Raw genomic sequence first — 18,130 nt, 5'->3', positions numbered from 1 at the left:
GATTACACTGCCTCCTTTGTCGCTCGTTTGAGGGTAAAGTACAGACTGGTGCCGATGCCGGGCTCGCTTTCCACCCAAATCGTACCCCCGTGTCCCTCGATGATCTGGCTGGCAATTGCAAGCCCCAGGCCGCTGCCGCCCGTTGAAGAATTGCGGGATGGCTCCGCACGATAAAATCTTTCGAATATATAAGGGATCGCTTCCGGCTCGATGCCCATCCCATTATCCCGTATTTCAACCGTTACCCATCCCGGAGAAAGCTGAGTGGAGACACATATGGTTTTGTCCTCCTTGTCCATGAATTTTTGGGCATTTTCGATGATATTGAGCACCGTTCGTTTTAATTTTTCCAGATCGGCAATGACCTCGACAGACGGACCGGTACGTTCCTTCCACTCCAACCGTATTCCCTTTTCCTCCAAAACATAGCGCTGCTCATCGATGCAATCGTCTATAAAACCGATGATATCGACATGCTCAAACATGAACGGAACCTGCTTTAAATCTAGCTTGGAATACAGAAACAACTCATTCACAAGTTTATCCAGATCGGTGGTTTTGGTGTAAATGATGTTCACGTATTTATCCATTTTCTCCGGCGTATCTGCAACGCCGTCACGTATACCTTCGATATACCCTTTAATATTCGTTATGGGCGTGCGCAAATCATGAGAGATGTTGGAGATCAGTTCTTTCCGATTCTCTTCGTCCTGAAGCCGGAGTTGAATCGACTCATGCAGACGCTTCCGCATATTCTCAAACGTCTCGTTCAACTGGCCGATTTCGTCCTTGGAATGCAAATCCAGAGAAAACTGGAGATTTCCCTCCTTGATGTGTTCCGCCGATTTTCGAAGCAAATCAAGCGGTTTGACCACGCTGCGCGTAATCCAGCGATATAACAATACATTTGCAACCACAACGATGCCAACGAGACTCAAGACAAGAATGGGCAGCAGCTTGCGCGTGACTTCACCGAAAGGACTTCGCTCTCGAATCACATACACACTGCCTCTGGCACCGTCCGAATACCGGAAATCATATTTGGCATAAGCATAAAACCGTTCACCGATGTTAAGGGTATTACGAATCTGATGGTTGTTCAGGTCATATGGAGGCAGACTCGCTTCCAATTCAGGCTGGTTCATCGTATTGGACTCAAAGATCTGGTCGTTATCCCTCCGGACATACAGACCCGCTCGTACGGTTCTCAGCTTAAAATCATATTCCGATAGCAGCTCTTTGTTCTGCAGCTCATCCGGTTCGTTCTTGGCAAGATATTTTAATTCGAGGAATATAGACTCCTCTTCTTCCGTGAGCGGGTTAATCTGATAGTGCACTTTATAAAAATCCCGAATACCGTGAATATCGCCTGTGGCCGCAATGGTGAACAAACTCGCAGTCAAGACAAAGACCAGCAAGCTAATGACCAGCATACCGGTATAGGACAGCAGCAATTTAATCCGAATGGACATAAAATTCGCCTAAAACGAACCGGAAACGATGTTCCCCTGAAACATCGTCGCCACGCGTTTGGATCTTCTCGCAACGGCTTCAGCGGAACAAGAAGCTTCAACAAATACGATGCTGGCAACGTCTCCAACCTGCGGCCATACCTGCTCCCCATCATGATTAAGCGGTGTGGTGCCACCGGTAATATATTGGAGCGCTTGCGCTAACGCGCGTTCATCCACCCATCCGGATATTTCCGCCAATCGGCCGACACGCTCCAGCACATCCCCGTTTCCGAAGGGCGACCACACATCAAAAATGTTGTCGCATCCGACGAAAACTTCTACACCGCGCTCGTGCAGCAAGCCAACCGGCGGAAACTTGCGGCCAATCGGCACACTCGTAATAATGGCGACCCCCGCATCAGCCAGCAAGTCCCCCATCTCTTGCGCTTGGGATGGCGGAATATCACCCAATCCGAAGGCATGGCTAATCGCCACCTTGCCTTGCAGTCCCGCTTCAATGGTTAACTCAGCTAATCGCTTCATGGTGAAGATCCCCAGATGATTGGCATCGTGCAGATGCAGGTCGATGCCTGCATTGGCTTCAACAGCGAGCCCCACCAGTTCCTGTAAAGACGCTTCGATATCGCCATCCACCGTAGCCGGATCAACGCCGCCGACCAGGTTTGCTCCATTGCGAAGTGCTTGTCTCACTAACTCCGTTGATTTCGAGTGCAGCAAACCATGTTGCGGAAAAGCAACGATCTCATAAGATAACTTTCCTTCAAATGCGCTTAATGCTTGTTGAACCGCTTCTAAATTGTCTAATCCCACTTCCGGATATATATCGACATGCGTACGCACATGCGTCACGCCGGACTTCAGGTAAATATCAAGCAGTCGTTCCGCACGGTCCTGCGTCAAGGTATCCAGTGAAGGAAGTGTCGCTTTCTCGATCGCCAAACGCTCGAAAATACTGGAAACCGGCGTAACTGAACGCCACCTGTCACCAAGCAGCGTTTTATCCAAATGGCAGTGCTTCTCGATAAAGGATGGCAGAAGCAATAAGCCCTTCACATCGTGCTGCGGCCATTGGTCTGTTAGGGTTGTATTCGAAGCTACGATCTTCACGATTTTTCCATCTTCTATGAATATGTGGCGAATCTCCGTCTTTGTTCCCGTAATTACGCCATCTTGAACTTCATAACCGCTCTCTAACCGGGCATTTGTTAACCAAAATGCTGAACTCATATCCATCATTCCTCTCTCCACTTACTAGATATACGAACATGCTATCACAGGAAAAATAATATGGATAATATCAAAAAAATAGGATTTGCTTATGTTTTACATATACATAAAAAATAAAAGCCACCCGATAGGATGACTCTTCTAATGAACCCCTTGGAAATAGGACAGGATGTTAAAGCTTTATGGCCCTTGTCGCAATGAAACTGTTTGCATAACGATCCAACAGTCTCTTGCCTCCGAACGAATCCTCATAGAAACCGCCAATCATAAACCCTGCTCGGATCTGACCTCCCATTTGCTGCTCCAGCGTATGTCCGAATTCCAATGATACCCCGGTTCTCACGATCTCTTCTTCCGACGCATAATCCAGTTCCGAATAAGGAAGGGTGTGTTTCACCTGAAGTATCCCCTTCTCTTCCATTTCCCAGTCGAATAAGTAGAAGGCCGGGTTCATAAAGCCGCTTATCATAATACCACCAGACTTCAACACACGGTATGCTTCCTGCCAGACCGGCTGAATATCAGGCACAAAAAGATTAGATACCGGATGAACGATCAAATCAAAGCTCTCCGAATCAAACATGCTTAAATCCGTCATAGAACCAAGAACTGTCCGAATGGGCAATCCATCCCGCTCAGCCACAAAGCGATCCTGTTCCAATTGGGATTCGGAGAAATCCAATACAGTTACATTCGCTCCCGCAGCGGCCAACACGGGTCCCTGTTGTCCCCCTCCAGAAGCTAAACAGAGCACATTCTTTTCGCTTAGTTCAGGAAACCATTCTTTGGGCACAGGCTTGGTAGCGGTAACGATAATTGACCAATCGCCCATTCTGGCGTTCTGGATTTCCTCGCTGCTTACAGGAACCGTCCACTGATTTTTCTGTTTTACTTTAAGCTCCCAACTGTCTAGGTTATGCTTGATAATCTCCATATGTAAATTCTCCTCTTATTGATTCATCAGCTTCATTCTTTATTCATGGACCTTTGGCCCAGCCAGGCCTGAAACTGCTCCGGTGTCCTTATGTTTTCTTCCAGAACCGCTGTATAAATATCGAAGCTTCGCACAGTCTTGCCATATTCATCACGGCTTGCCCAATCACTTTTGATTTGCAAAATAGCTTCCCGGCGTTCCTGAGTCAGCTGTTCAGGCATCGTGACGATATGTTTCAAGTCGGGTTGTCTCTCCGGTTCATCCACGAACCAAATGTCCATTTTCCACTCCTTCCCCTGCTGAGACTTATACTTTAGGCCAATGTATAATCCATCGGGATAAGCGGGATCCGTATTATATACACCGGTATCGTTTATGAACTTCAGTTCCCGAACACCAGCGTGCAGCATGAGTTCCGATGCGATTTGTGCAATTAATTGCTGAGTCAGCCGAGAGCATATTACCGTCATGTCCAGGTCTCTCCATACCATCAACCCGAGGGCTGAACTGCCGACACGAACCGGTTCGCCTGCTTGACTTAGCAATTCATAAAGTCGAAGTTCATCAGCTACCTCAGAAGCTTCATCCTGTAGAGCTTTTTGTTGCAGTAGAAGTTTGCTTTCCGCCATTTGGTTTCACCTCTAATCCTTATGTTATGTATCTCATATCGTATCACCCGATCATTGTGCATACCAAGGGATTGAATGCTTATAATGAACTTTCACGGATACCGTCTAATTCGTCATCGAACTATACGGAATAAAATATGCGTTCACCCGACAAATACGGCTTACAGTAATCGGCGCACAGCTTCGGCATTCTTTCACGCATCCATGCATGCACGGATTCATTCTCCATTTGAAAGACATAGTATCCGATAATGGCCAGCAGCATGAAGCCTTCTAACTGAACAAGCTTATCTTGTCCCGTATGATCATTGCCATAATACCCTCTCAGGAATAGATTCCGAAGCTCCGAGGGAACCATCATGGCACCCATTGCAACATCCGTGTAATTATAACCTGGTCCGAAAAAACCGAAATCGATAAAACTCAGTTCTCCATCCGAAGTCATGATGATATTCCCCAAGCTTAAATCACCATGGATGAGCCCCCAGGCTTCTTCGTTCCCACGATCCGCAAGCCGCGAGTTAACCAACGATATCGTGTCTTCAATGACGGAAACATCGGAGGAAGTAAACAATTCTTTCGCTAACCCTTGCTTTATAACCCCGATCATATATTGATTGTAGCTAATCCCCTGACTTGGACGTTTATCCATGCCCTCCGGGATGTACTGACCATAGAATCGGTGCAGCTCTGAAACACGAGCCCCCAGCTTCTCGACCATGACCGGGTCGCTTACATCATCCTTATGCAAGTCTCTTCCTTCCAGCCAGGTAAGCACGGAACTATTCCAACGCTTCCCCTCATGTTCGATGATTGTAATCAGCTCGCCTTCCCGATTCCGCAGCGGCCTTTGGACAAGCATTTGATCCCAGCCTGACAAATGCTCCAGCATTTGCAGTTCACCCAGCAGACCGTCATAGGTATGCTGCTGACCTGCCATGCCGTCTTTTATCGGTTGATGAATGCGAAGCAGATATGTACTTCCGTCATGGCCTTTTACCTTATAGGTTCGATTTTCATTATGCCGAATAAACGTGATCTCGGGTTCATGGATGCCGTATTCCTTCAATATTTCTTGCAGCTGTTCATTTTGCATGTGAAACTTCTCCTTATGTGGAAATTCCCACCTATTTTATATCACTATAATCTATTTTTGGATTATTATCAGATTCGATCTATTCTATTTTGTTTACAATTCAGAAACAAGTCAGAGATTCTACCGATATAACTCTCTTATATACTGAGAGATAGCTAACGAGGAGGGACTTCACACATGCACAAAAAAATCGTCAAATCCATCATACCTACGGTCATCATTGGTTCCGTTGTCACAAGCCTAGCCTTATCCAGTTTTCTAAGCAGCACCGGCATTGGCAAGGCGGAAGCTGCCGCAGCAGCTTCTTCCAGCTTATCATTTACGAAGTTTTTGGAAAACAACGCTCCTAACCGAACTTTAAAAACGGTTCGCGGTTTAAATTCGGTCACCAATCTATCAAGCACCGTTGTACTTGTCAACAAGCAAAGAAATCTACCATCGAGTTATGTTCCGCAAGACTTGGTTGTACCCCATATTCCGTTCAGCTTCTCGGGACCAAGTCCCAAAAAACAGATGAAAAAAGTAGCGGCATCTGCGCTGGAAAAATTGTTTGCGGCAGCCAAGAAAGACGGGATCGATCTCAAAGCCGTATCGGGCTACCGTTCCTATGCCACTCAAAAAGCCATATTCGAACGCAACGCCCGTAATAAGGGCGAGGCCGTCGCTAACAAAACAAGCGCGCGTCCGGGACAAAGCGAGCATCAGACCGGACTGAGCATGGATATATCCAGTGCTTCCGTAGGATATGCGTTGGAGCAAAGCTTCGGAAATACAAAGGAAGGCAAATGGCTGAAAGCCAATGCACCGAAATACGGATTTATCATTCGTTACGGAAAAGGCAAGGAGAAATTAACCGGCTATTCTTATGAGCCTTGGCATGTTCGTTACGTTGGTGTCTATATTGCGGGAGAAATCACGAGACAAAACCTCACGCTTGAGCAGTATCTGGGCCAATCCCAATAATCGAAATTTCAAGAAACGGACCATAACGGGTCCGTTTTTTTTGCCTGCTGTCTCTTCCTGGCTCAAGCTTTTGAGGTACATTCGCATATTTTATCCCTTTTCCGACGGACAACGTACTCCGTATGGACTAAGCACGTACATTAACAGCAGTAGACAGGTTCGTTAGCTATGATTTTCGCAAATGGGGTGAACAACGTGCCTATTAAATCGGGAAAGCAGTATATCGAACGGATTGACCGACAGAATATCAACATTTGGTATAAAGGAGAGCCTATCCAGGGACCTTTATCCGATCATCCTGCATTCCAAGGTCTTATTCAAACCCAAGCTGATCTATACGATATGCAATGTGAAGCAAGTTATATCGAACAGATGACGTACCCCTCACCCGATACGGGCGAACGCGTAGGCTTGTCTTTTCTCCCGCCCAAGAACGCTGAGGATTTGCAGAAACGCAGACGGATGATGGAATTATGGGCGAACAAGCATCATGGCTTTTTAGGGCGTTCTCCCGATTATATGAACACTGCGATCATGTCCTTATATACCGCTGCCGATATTCTGGAAGAGCATCATCCGAGATATGCGGAAAATCTCAGGAACTATTATAAGTACTGTCGTGATCATGATATTACATTATCTCACGCCTTCATCCAGCCCTATGCATGTAAAATGTCCGGTCAGCAAGATGCTGCTGAAGACACTGTCGCGGCTAAAGTCGTAGAGATTAACGATGATGGAATGATCATAAGCGGCGCCTTCATGTTGGCAACACAAGGAGCTACTTGCGAAGAAATGCTGGTATTCCCGACACCTTCGCCAACGATGTCCCAGGATGTGAATCCTTCTGCGTTTGCATTTGCGGTTCCCAACGATTTACCGGGCATGACTTTTATATGCCGTGAAAGCTACGGTGCCACTTCTTCCTATGATTATCCCCTCAGTGCAAGATACGAAGAGATGGATACGCTCGTCATCTTCGACCGCGTGCTGGTCCCTCATGACCGGTTCTTTTACTATGGGGACGAGACTTACGCCGGGCGTTTATTCGGCGAGAGTCACTTTCATACGCATATCGCCCACCAAATGGCCATCCGTTTCATCGTTAAAACCGAATTCATGCTCGGCTTGCTGGAATCCTTGGCAGATGAACAGAACGTTGGACTCGAGCCCCATATGGTCTCGAATGTTTCGAAAATGATTACATTTCTGGAGACCTTCAAAGCATTAAGATTGGCTTCCGAGCAGGGTGCCAGCCAGGATCAATTCGGATATTTCGTTCCTGCCGCCAGTCCTCTTCTCGCATCCAGCATCCTCTTTTCCAAACTCTATCCCGAGATGGTAGAGATGATTCAGCTGCTAGGCTCCAGCGGCCTGATTATGATCCCTTCCGAATTGGATTTTCATTCGGAATCAGGCCCCTACCTTAATCAATATTTAAAAGGATCCACGACGGAAGCTTGGGATCGTATCGCATTGTTCAGGCTTGCATGGGAGCTTGGTGCTAGCTCGTTCGGAGGTCGGCAAACCCAGTTTGAACGTTTCTTTTTCGGAAATGCGCAGACAGCAGCCTATCGGATCTATAACCATTTTGAGCAGCATGAGCAGCTTCGTAACAGGATTCACGATTTTATTAATAAAAACAATACCTCTTCATAACTTGACCTGCGGATGATCGTGCATATATAAAAAAAGATGCGAGTTAATAAACTCACACCTTTCCGTTTTGTTTTTTTATGATGGGCACAATGAACTCATGAATGAGAATGCAGTCTCAATCTGAACCGATATTTCATATCGTCTTCGAACCACATCATAAAGTTCGTACCCCACACATTATTGTGCAGATTGAAATGGAATCCACCGGTCAATGAAGCATAGGAGTTGTCGAATTGCAGCAAACGCGGTTCCCCCGGGCACACTAGCGGCGCGTCCAAGGTTTCAATGACCACTGTTCCGTCCGCCCCCTCATAATATAGGCCGGAATTGACACCATGCATGTTCCGGTTACCGTCCTTCACGACGAACAACGGAGATATACGCTGGCCCAGCTTATCCATCATCCATGCGTTGGGATTATCCACAAGGGGCGCAAACGAGAACCAGCTTGCTTCCGGAAGACGACAGGCTGGTTTGCCCTTCCAGCTTAGACTTACCTCTATGACGGGCTCATTCGCAAGGAACGTATAGATTACGTTCAATCGGCGCGGAGCCCCATACTGCTTACTGAGAATCTCCGGCAGCTTCATTTCCACTGTTACGATATCATAATCTGCGCACCTCTTCAGGTGTATCGTCCGCAAGGATGCCGTATACCGCCGATGTTCCGGCCGCGGTTTGACATATTCGATTCCCGGCTTGCCGAAGTCGTTGTCCGCCCAGCCGTGATGAATATCCAGATTGGTCACGTATTCTTTAAAGAAGCGATCATAGTTTTCTTTGCTGAAGGTTTCATACCTATAAGTGCCCAGTCTCTGATGGTCATCCGCCCATGCCTTCCCTGATCGATCCAATAATCGGTTTATCGAGCCGTCGGCGGCGAAACTCACCTGAAACTGACCTAATTCGTACAGCTCGTTTGTCTCGATCGGTTGTTTGTACTCCATCGGCTCCGATCCCGGAAGGGGATGATGCTGGCTCATCCGATCCAGCTCTATTCGCGCTTCAGCTGCCAACCCCTTCGGCAGCGATTGAACGGCCTCCTCAAGATAATCCCGTTGTTCCTGCCAAGAGCTCTCGTAATGGCTGTACGACCGAGTACCATTCGCCTGCTGGCATAGGTAATCGAATTTCCTCAGTTGATTGTCTTCAACGACATCCCGCGCTCTTGCAACGGCTAGATCGCCAGTGGAATAATTAACGAAATCGACGAGATAGACGGAATTGTTCAGCCCCCAGGTATGCTCGGGGATCAACATCAGGCGATTGCAAAATCGAGCGTACGCATCACCGTCCTTGTCCAATTGACCGGATTCGATCCAGCGATCCCGAAGCCTTAGCAATTCACGGTAACGGGCGATTTTCCAAGGATCTGAGGCAATACCGTGTATCCACGAATCCCCGATTTCTTCGCTCACGACAGGCAAACGATCCTTTACGGTTTGAAGCCGCCGGGCAAATGCATCAAGTGTCGAGGCCATGATTTCCGCCCCTGGATAATCCCGCTCCAACTGTTCAAATAAAACACGAATCTCCTCCATCGTGGATGGACCATGGTTATCATGCGTATGGGCAAAATACAAAGCGTCCTCCAACCCTTCCATTTGAAACGGTTTGCCGTAACTATCTGCATAATGAACGATGATCTCCGAACCGTCGGAAGCACGCCATACAAACATCTCCGGCACTTTGGGATTTTTGGACACCATATTAACGCCCAAATGCAAATATTGAATGCCGTGTTTAACCAGTAAGGGGACCATTGCAAGGGTATGACCCGGAACATCCGTCATTTTAGCGGCAATCGTGGTTTTTCCATACTTTTGGTCCAAGTCGCCCGAAATGGACATTCCGAATTCGAATAGCCGGGCATCCATAATTTCCGTATGCGTCGTAAACGGCAGCCCATGCCAAACGATCCGTCCCTCCGCAATGGCCTTTTCCATACGCGCCCGCATGTCAGGAGCAGCGGCTCCCAAAAACTCATGAATTAACCATGAGCCGGTCGTCCATACGAATTTTACGTTCCCCTCTTCGTTAGCCAGCTGTTCGGACAGTTCCAGTGCCTGGGGTATGAAATGCTCCATATAACGCTCGATTACGTTCTTTCCCAAATCGGTAAACCCGATGTCCAGATGGGTCTTGAATACGACATGAACTCTTTTGATTGATGTTGCCATGCATGACTGCTCCTTTCAACAATAAACGGCTAATGCCGAACTTTGAGCCTCATTTTACTAGAGCGCATCGCACAAGTCTTTGCATGAAAGGGTCATGCTTTTGCAAAAAAAGGACACCTGCTCGTAAATCACATCGAATTCTAGACATATAAAAAGACCCCTCGTTCCCATCAGGAATAAGAGGTCTTCAGACCGCATGCGGATATCAGAAAGTGCTCGCCTTCGTTGTGTCCGGACACCATCTGGCCGGTCGATAATATCGAATCAGGACATCCGTCGCCTCCGGGGTCCGCAGATGGGTAAGCGTTTCGAAGGCATACGCCCTTACATAACGGTCCTTGCTGTGCAGCGCTTGCTCAAGCGAATGGATCACGATGGGAACATCCGTGGCTTTGGCGGTGCGAAGCAGCGACAGGGCAGCAGTATATCCCATTTTATTTAGGATATAGCTCTGCTGGCTGATGTCCGTATCATCGGGACCCGCGGCTTCTCTTTCTTCCTCTTGCAGAAGCGACTGCTCCAATACGTTTGCCAAGGCCTGGCACACATCGCCTGCCTCCCTCCCCATTATACCCAGCGCTTCGACTGCATTTCGACGAACCCAATCGCTCGGATCCTGCAAGCACGCTTTCAATGCAGACACCGCCTCATTCGACGACGGGACGATCATGCCAAGTACGAAAACAGCAAGCGCCCTGCGCTTCTCGTTTGCGTGCTCCAGCAGTGCAAGCAGTCCTGGAACGGCTCCAGCGCCGGCACCTTGCAGTCCGTAAGCCGCTCTCTGCGCGATTTGCGTTGTTCCTTCGGACATGCGGCATATCAATTCATTGATCCCTGCGGAGCCCATTCGGCCAAGCGCATAACTTACATTCAAAGCTACCGGTTCCCTATCATTCAACATTTGGCCTAGTTCAGGAGCTAAAGAAGCGGCCTTTTCTCCTAGCAATCCAGCTTGATCCGCGGCTCTTGCGCGAACGGTCTCGTCCTCGGACTTTAGATCTTCGGCCAATTGCTCTATTTGAGCTTTGTCTCCCGTTACAGAGTGCATCCCCTGACCCGGTTCGCCGCGCATCCAGTTCCATACATCTTTCCATAGATTCAAATGCACGTAAGGTGTTCCGCCCGTAAAGCTCATCTCTTTCTCTTGATGATTCCAGCTCGGCGATTCCGGCGCACGCAATCGAACGAATTGAAACTTTAACATGTATCGATCCATGTCAGACACGTTCAACGAAGCTTTGTGCCATAAATCAAAATGAACCAGGACCATTGTTCCCGCTTTGCCGGTCGGCAGCAGCGTCTCGCCTTGATCGCCTACAAACTTTTCGTAATATGCGGTACCGGGCATGATGGCGGTCGGTCCCATTTCCTTGGTGATATCCTGCATGTAATAAAAAATCATCGCCCACCAGGGCCGGTGGCTGCGCATGCTGGACCAGTAACCGTCTTTGTGCCACTGCCCGCCTCCCGGCAGCGGATCGCCCGGCTGATTATAATGGCAATGCCGATGTGGGTGCATATAGTAATCCGGTCCGAGAACACTCGTCAAAGCCCCTTTAACGACCGGCGTTTCGAAGAACTGCTGGATCTCGGGCACACGGGGCAGGATGTTATTGCCGGGATTTCCTTCCTCGTGCAATACAACATTAATTTTATCCCTGACGGCGGCATGAAGCTGATCCGGCAATTCGTTGTGAAGCACCACATACCCCTTCGTAATAAATTGAATTATTTGTTCATCCGTCAATAGACATTGATAATCCAACATCTCAATTCCCTCCTCATGCATGAAATGAATTCAGTGTTAGTATAGCAATGGTGACGATCGCTGTATTTACATAAACGTCAGGCTTTTGTACAATCGTCATGCGAATATCTATAGAATCTTATCTTATAAGGATGTGGATCTAAATACGTGGATTTTGCCGTCTTCCATCCCTATGTGTTTTATGCTACACGGTACCCCTTTTCCAAAGGTCAAAGCAATAACAACCGGCACTGCTATTCGTCATCACTTTATCTAATTACCGAGGGTAAAGGCATCATTCGCACCAAAGGCCGCACATATCATACCGGCCCGGGTTGCCTTGTATATATACCGGCTGGGCAGCCGCATGATTGGATAGCGGACAGCCAGGATCCCATGGTACATGTCTGCTGTTATTTCGACTGGTCCTATGTGGACCGCCGGGCTTTGGCCGATCATCCCAGCGTGATCTGTTATGACACTGCCCAACTGATTCCTTCCTATGTAGGCCCTTCTTTTCCCTATGCCATACCTGAGCTCATGAAAGTTGAGAAGATCAACGTATGGAGCGACCTGTTTGAAAAATTCTACACCGGGAACCAGTTCGAGAATGAGCATACCTACATGCGCAGCGTAAGGACACAAAGCCATTTCCTGCAATTCATCGAGTATTTTCTTGCATTCGCATTGCAAGATAAGGCCATTCCCGATCATAGAATGAACAAATTACTGGAGCGACTGGATCAGGATATCCTGCACGGCAAGCTGCGTCCATTGGAGTCGTATTACGAGGAACTTCGGATCAGCAGAGGTTATTTTTTCGAATTGTTCAGAAGATCGACGGGCTTGCCGCCGACCCAATACATTAACCACTTCCGCATCAATCGGGCCAAGGAGGATCTGCGCAATACGAACATCAGCATCACGGAGATCGCCGAGAAGCACGGCTTCTCTTCTATCCATTATTTTTCGAAGCTGTTCCGGCAACTTAACGGCTTATCGCCGCTAGATTATAGGAAAGATCGAGTGGATGTCGATTGACTAGCTGAGGTTCACCCTAATCCGATCGAATATACCCTCTATTCGTATAATCCTATCAAAAAGCTTATAATGTACGACAACAAGGGATCGCACTTGCTCTAACAATATAGAGGGACCAACCCAAAGGAGAGATTTGGAATCGATATGCGTTTTTTCTCATACCTTAGCTCCTTTATAAGCGCTTGGCGGGATTACCCGGCTGAAGAAAATACGGTGCTGGGAAATCGTTATACCATTCAACAGATGATCGGGGAAGGAAGTTACGGCATCCTGTACCAATGCTTGGATCAACAAAGCGGAAGTGTGGTGGCGGTCAAACAGTCAAGACCCAGCAAAGGCCATTATGCCAGACAATTGCTGAATCGAGAGGCAGCAGTATTAAGATCTCTTCAGCATCCACAAATTCCGGCATACCGGGATTTCTTCTCGAACAACCGCAATTGTTATCTGGTCATGTCTTATATGAACGGTGATACGCTTGAAGATTTGATATTTGAACAAGATATGAAATACGAAGAAGACGAATGCATCGAAATCACGCTGCAGCTTCTGAAGCTAGTCCGATACCTACATGAGCAAGGCTATGTTCATCTTGATCTGCGGATTCCTAACGTCCTCTTTAAGGATGGCAGGATCAATCTTATTGATTTTGGACTAGCGAGAAGGATCGGTGAACCCCCTCCGCTCCAAGTACCTGCACGAAAAAAGTTCAAGCGAGACAGCTCGGCTTCCTCTGTTCAATTTAAGGATTCGAAGGAAAGCGAGGATCTTCGGGACATTGGTCACTTTATGTTGTTCATGCTCTATTCCACCTACGAACCGGATAACAACCGGAGCGCAGTCGTGGAGCGAAGCTGGCAGGAAGAACTGCATCTCTCGATTGAATTGCAGAATATGATCAAACGCTTGCTGCAATTGAGTGAACCTTACTTAAGTTCCTTGGAGTTCATGCACGAGCTGCAGTCTCTCGCTAATGCAAGAAGCCACCCCTCGGATAAGAGGGGCAGCCTTTAATTTGATTATGGGGTTTCATTTATGTTACGATCCGATTAAATTATATGGAATGATTACGAACAAGAAAGGAGGATGTTTTCGCATGTTAAGAAAGATCATGAACAAGCTTCTCCACTCTACATCCCATAGTCAGGGCCGTAAGCGTTACAGCAGTTCCGCAAAGAATTATGGCAGAAAATACAGCAGCAGTCATGGCTATTCGCGTCGTAAAGGTTCCTCATCCGATTTCAGACATAGACATGGCAACCAAGGTCATGGCTATTATAAGAACAGAAGAGGCAGCTCGAGCTAATCATTAACATAATCATGGGTCCTTCATCCCTCAAATTGTTTGAGGGATTTCTTTATGGCTTCCTTTAGTAAAAGTAGTCTATGTTGCCCAGCTTCTCATCTGATTGTGAAGTTAACCCCGTAATAGGACAATGCTAATTTACTTGCCACTCTCCGAGAAGCGTTATTTTCCCATAAAGTGCTGTACAACGGCAGCGCGCCCACCTTACGCACCTCGATAGCCCATCCCGCAACAACGGCAGCCGCATAACCTCTTCCGCGAAATTCCTCTAACGTCTCAAGCCCGGCTTCGTGTGCTCCTTCCGTAATCCGAACGCTACGGCAAACCGACACCAGCCTGTTCTCATGAACGAGCGCAACACAAGGCTGGCCATAATCGATTTCCGTGATCAGCCATTCAAAACCGGTGAGCGAATATTCGTTCATATTTTCTCGAGTGATCCATACCGTCTGTTTGGCCGGCGTTGTTATGTCAGGTATCCGATAACAGGGTCCGCTCGTATAGTGCTCAGTATGAAGGAGATTCATATAAGCCGCAAAATGTTTAGGCTTCGTCTGAATTTCATCGTTTACGATCGGCTCATCTTCAACCAGCGCCTTCAATTGCCCGGCAATTCTTTCGGGAATGTCATGGCGAAACCTGCAGATCGCGGAGCCGTCTATCGTTCGGCCCAGGAAAAACCTGGGGGCAGGCTCCTCTCCCGGCCAAGGCTCGTTGATGGTGCGAATTCGCATATCCCGGTCATGCGTAAACATCGCCTGAACATGCAATTCCATCAGCGCCGTAGCGGTTGGCGCTTTATTTATCCAATGATTCATGCTTATATCCCTCCCTTAAGAAATGAATCTACAATGTTGGCTTGCATATATCCATCGTATCAAATAAATCAAAGAACAGGTTGGGTATGAATCGCTATAATCAAAAAGACCCTGCCCCCCTATCCAGGAGGCAAGGTCAAGCACATGATCTATGTTTATTGGGTAATCCTTATATCTTCCTGCCAAGCGAGTTCCGCTGCAATCGCGGTATCAAGGCATAGGCAAACGTGAAGAGCGGGCTTAACCACAAGAAAGTTGCGTACGGCGCATATTCAATGACCGGAATTCCAAGCGTAGCAGCGAAGAAGGCGCCGCTTACCCCCCATGGAATCAGTGGGTTAACAAGCGTACCGCAATCCTCCAATGTACGGGACAACGTCTTCGCCGGAATTTCTCGGCGGACATATTCCTCCTTGAACATTTGACCAGGTAGTAGGATCGATAAATATTGTTCGCCCGTCATGCCATTTACCGCAATGGAGGATGCCCCCGTCATCAGGACAATGCTGCTCTTCCGCTTCAGCGGCTGCATGACTTTGTGGAAGAAGGCTTCAATGACGCCGCAATGCTGAAGCAGCCCTCCCAAGGATAACGCAATCAATATCAGCGATACGGACCCCATCATCGATTGCAATCCACCGCGATTGACAATGGAAGCCACGGTTTCGTTGGCTATCGTGCTCTTGTAGCCGCTCTGCATGACGCTGAACCAAACATCGACTGCCGACTGCTGCTGAACGAAGGCCGTTACGATGAGTCCGGTAACAATGCCGACAATGAGTGTAGGGAGGATCGGAATCCGCTTGATGGAACAGGCAATGACCGCAAGCGGCGATAGCAACGTTAGCCAATGAATATGGAATCCGTCATTCAGAGCAGCCTTGATTTGATTTATCGAGGTTAAATCCAGGGTATTCGCCGTTGGTGCAAGCAGGAAAAAGACCGTTGTCACGATTAGTGCCGGCACCGTGGTGTAGATCATATTGCCAATGTGGGTGAACAAGGATATGCCGGCAACCGCCGGAGCAAAGTTCGTTGTGTCGGACAGCGGCGACATTTTATCCCCGAAACAAGCCCCACAGATCACCGCTCCTGCTGCCAAGGCCGGAGAAATCCCGGTCGTTACAGCAATCCCCATGAAAGCAACGCCAACCGTACTGACTGTCGTGAATGAGCTTCCGGTAAACATCGACACCACGATCGTCACGTATAAAGCGCTCACGGCAAAATAATGCGGTTCAATATAGTCCATTCCATAGTATAAAATGGTCGGCACGGTACCGCTCATCATCCATACTGCAATGAGAATGCCGATGAGCGAAAGGATGAGAATCGGCATAATCGCCGTTTGAATGCCTTGAATGATCGCGGATTCGAGCTGCTTCCAAGAAAACCCGAACAACCGCAGCAAGGCGGCGATACCCACGGTCGTTGCCAGGAGCGGAATATGCGGCTCTGCCTTAAGAAGAAAAATGGAGACAAATAGTACTGCCAGTATAACCGCTATAAGAATGATGCTTTTTGAGAAACTGAGATGTCGTTCCATGATGCTAAGACTCCTTATACATGGTCGTGACGGGAGCTCCTTCCCGTCCGCTTGTTTTATATCGATGAGCTTTTTCGCTTTTATGCTTTTCGGCTTCTTTGCTTCTTTGCTTCTTTGCATTGAAGCGCGAATTACACTATATACGATAAATACGAACTTCGTCAATGTACGAACCATGAACAATGCATAAAAAAAAGGCGACTGCATCAAGCAGTCGCCTTTGTCTTAAACGAGTATGGTTATTATTTCGCTTGAATATAACCTTCGGCTTTCAGCAGTTCGGCGATTAGAACAGCTCCGCCTGCCGCACCGCGCAGCGTATTATGTGAGAGTCCTACGAATTTGTAATCGTAGAGGGAATCCTCGCGCAGTCTGCCTACCGATACGCCCATGCCGCGCTCGATATCACGGTCCAGCTTCGTCTGCGGCCGATTCTCTTCTTCGAAATACGTAATGAACTGCTTAGGCGCACTTGGGAGATTCAGCTCTTGCGGTCTTCCCTTAAACTGCCGCCAGCGGTCCAGGATTTCATCCTTCGAAGGTTTGTTCTCGAACGATGCAAACACGGTGGCTAAGTGGCCATCGGTTACGGGAACGCGAATGCACTGCGTCGTAATCAATGGCGATTGGGCTTTCACGATCTCCCCGTTCACAACGCTGCCCCAAATGCGCAGCGGCTCCTGCTCGCTCTTCTCTTCCTCCCCGCCGATATACGGTATCACATTGTCCAGCATATCCGGCCAATCGGTGAAGTTCTTACCGGCACCGGAAATCGCCTGATAGGTGGAGGCAACAACTTGGGTGGGTTTGTAGTCAAGCAGAGCGTGAAGCGCCGGTACATAACTCTGAATGGAGCAATTCGGCTTCACCGCGATGAACCCGGTTGTCGTTCCCAGACGTTTGCGCTGTGCGGCAATCACGTCTATATGACTCGGATTAATTTCCGGGATGACCATCGGAACGTCAGGCGTCCAGCGATGAGCAGAATTATTGGAAATGACGGGCGTCCCCGTTTTGGCATAAGCTTCTTCCAATGCCTGTATCTCATTCTTCTTCATATCAACCGCGCAAAAAACAAAATCAACCTCAGCTGCTACCTGTTCCACTTGCGAAGCATCCTGCACGATAATGCCTTTCACCTGCTCGGGGATTGGCGTCGCAAGCTTCCAGCGGCCCTGAACGGATTCTTCATACGTTTTGCCGGCTGAATTTCTGCTGGCTGAAATGGAAGTGACTTCAAACCATGGATGCCCATCCAGCAATTGCATAAAACGTTGACCCACCATACCCGTTCCACCAACAATACCGACTTTAAGTTTTTCTGACATTCGTTACTCATATCCTTTCAATCGTGGCGTCATGTTCCCCATACATCGACTCTGATCAACCGTACGGACAAAAGCATGCAGTAAATGAGCTTATCTAGATAACTATTCAATCCGGCGCGATTCGTGTAGGCTCCCTACCTAGAACCTTCATCTTTCTTGTGATATAAAAAAATCCCACCCC

General features: G+C 48.0%; 15 protein-coding genes. 5 read left to right on the top strand and 10 right to left on the bottom strand.

The genetic code is table 11. The annotated features are described in order from the left end of the window. Positions 1-2: 2 nt before the first annotated feature. The 5 genes from NYE54_RS15340 to NYE54_RS15320 form a co-directional block, all read right to left on the bottom strand. Positions 3-1,472 carry a HAMP domain-containing sensor histidine kinase gene (locus NYE54_RS15340; protein WP_339272929.1) on the bottom strand — a complete coding sequence of 490 codons (1,470 nt, stop codon included), beginning with the start codon at positions 1,470-1,472 and terminating at the stop codon, positions 3-5. A 9-nt stretch (positions 1,473-1,481) separates the two neighbouring features. Continuing rightward, a complete protein-coding gene (locus NYE54_RS15335) occupies positions 1,482-2,702 on the bottom strand; it encodes an amidohydrolase (protein WP_339272927.1) in 1,221 nt (406 codons plus the stop codon). Between the two features lie 172 nt (positions 2,703-2,874). Beyond that, a complete protein-coding gene (locus NYE54_RS15330) occupies positions 2,875-3,636 on the bottom strand; it encodes a class I SAM-dependent methyltransferase (RefSeq protein WP_339272926.1) in 762 nt (253 codons plus the stop codon). A gap of 32 nt (positions 3,637-3,668) precedes the next feature. Then, positions 3,669-4,265, bottom strand: coding sequence for a hypothetical protein (locus NYE54_RS15325; RefSeq protein WP_339272924.1), 597 nt, complete (start codon positions 4,263-4,265; stop codon positions 3,669-3,671). Positions 4,266-4,386: 121 nt separating this feature from the next. After that, positions 4,387-5,361: an aminoglycoside phosphotransferase family protein gene (locus tag NYE54_RS15320; protein WP_339272923.1), complete on the bottom strand. Its 975-nt coding sequence runs from the start codon at positions 5,359-5,361 to the stop codon at positions 4,387-4,389. A gap of 177 nt (positions 5,362-5,538) precedes the next feature. Between NYE54_RS15320 and NYE54_RS15315 the strand changes: the two genes are divergently transcribed. Further along, positions 5,539-6,324: a M15 family metallopeptidase gene (locus tag NYE54_RS15315; protein ID WP_076323242.1), complete on the top strand. Its 786-nt coding sequence runs from the start codon at positions 5,539-5,541 to the stop codon at positions 6,322-6,324. A 195-nt stretch (positions 6,325-6,519) separates the two neighbouring features. Further along, positions 6,520-7,983 (top strand): 4-hydroxyphenylacetate 3-hydroxylase N-terminal domain-containing protein, encoded by a 1,464-nt coding sequence (locus tag NYE54_RS15310; protein ID WP_339272921.1) that lies wholly within the window; start codon positions 6,520-6,522, stop codon positions 7,981-7,983. A 95-nt stretch (positions 7,984-8,078) separates the two neighbouring features. Here NYE54_RS15310 and NYE54_RS15305 read toward each other — a convergent pair whose 3' ends face one another. Then, the gene (locus tag NYE54_RS15305; RefSeq protein WP_339272919.1) at positions 8,079-10,163 is read right to left on the bottom strand and encodes a DUF5054 domain-containing protein; all 2,085 of its coding nucleotides are present in this window, start codon (positions 10,161-10,163) and stop codon (positions 8,079-8,081) included. A 205-nt stretch (positions 10,164-10,368) separates the two neighbouring features. Then, entirely contained in the window at positions 10,369-11,931 is a 1,563-nt protein-coding gene (locus NYE54_RS15300) for a HEAT repeat domain-containing protein (RefSeq protein WP_339272917.1), read from the bottom strand. 147 nt (positions 11,932-12,078) lie between these two features. On the opposite strand from NYE54_RS15300, the gene NYE54_RS15295 reads away from it, so the two are divergent. The 3 genes from NYE54_RS15295 (at position 12,079) to NYE54_RS15285 (ending at position 14,257) form a co-directional block, all read left to right on the top strand. Further along, entirely contained in the window at positions 12,079-12,951 is an 873-nt protein-coding gene (locus NYE54_RS15295) for an AraC family transcriptional regulator (protein ID WP_339272916.1), read from the top strand. A 144-nt stretch (positions 12,952-13,095) separates the two neighbouring features. Next, a complete protein-coding gene (locus tag NYE54_RS15290) occupies positions 13,096-13,965 on the top strand; it encodes a protein kinase family protein (protein WP_339272915.1) in 870 nt (289 codons plus the stop codon). A gap of 82 nt (positions 13,966-14,047) precedes the next feature. Continuing rightward, on the top strand, positions 14,048-14,257 hold the full coding sequence (locus NYE54_RS15285; protein WP_339272914.1) for a hypothetical protein: 210 nt from the start codon (positions 14,048-14,050) through the stop codon (positions 14,255-14,257). A 95-nt stretch (positions 14,258-14,352) separates the two neighbouring features. Here the strand turns inward: NYE54_RS15285 and aac(2')-IIb are convergent, their stop codons facing one another. The 3 genes from aac(2')-IIb to asd form a co-directional block, all read right to left on the bottom strand. Next, complete coding sequence (gene aac(2')-IIb, locus NYE54_RS15280) at positions 14,353-15,075, bottom strand: kasugamycin N-acetyltransferase AAC(2')-IIb (protein ID WP_339272912.1); 723 nt, start codon at positions 15,073-15,075, stop codon at positions 14,353-14,355. Positions 15,076-15,244: 169 nt separating this feature from the next. Beyond that, positions 15,245-16,621, bottom strand: a complete 1,377-nt coding sequence (gene nhaC / locus NYE54_RS15275) for a Na+/H+ antiporter NhaC (protein ID WP_215164292.1) — start codon at positions 16,619-16,621, stop codon at positions 15,245-15,247. 242 nt (positions 16,622-16,863) lie between these two features. Next, positions 16,864-17,949, bottom strand: coding sequence for an aspartate-semialdehyde dehydrogenase (gene asd / locus NYE54_RS15270; protein WP_339272908.1), 1,086 nt, complete (start codon positions 17,947-17,949; stop codon positions 16,864-16,866). Between the last annotated feature and the right edge of the window lie 181 nt (positions 17,950-18,130).

Source organism: Paenibacillus sp. FSL K6-1330 (assembly GCF_037976825.1).
Lineage (GTDB): Bacteria > Bacillota > Bacilli > Paenibacillales > Paenibacillaceae > Paenibacillus_AQ.
Note: the sequence above shows the minus strand (reverse complement) of the source record. Positions and strands in the feature narration are given on the sequence as shown.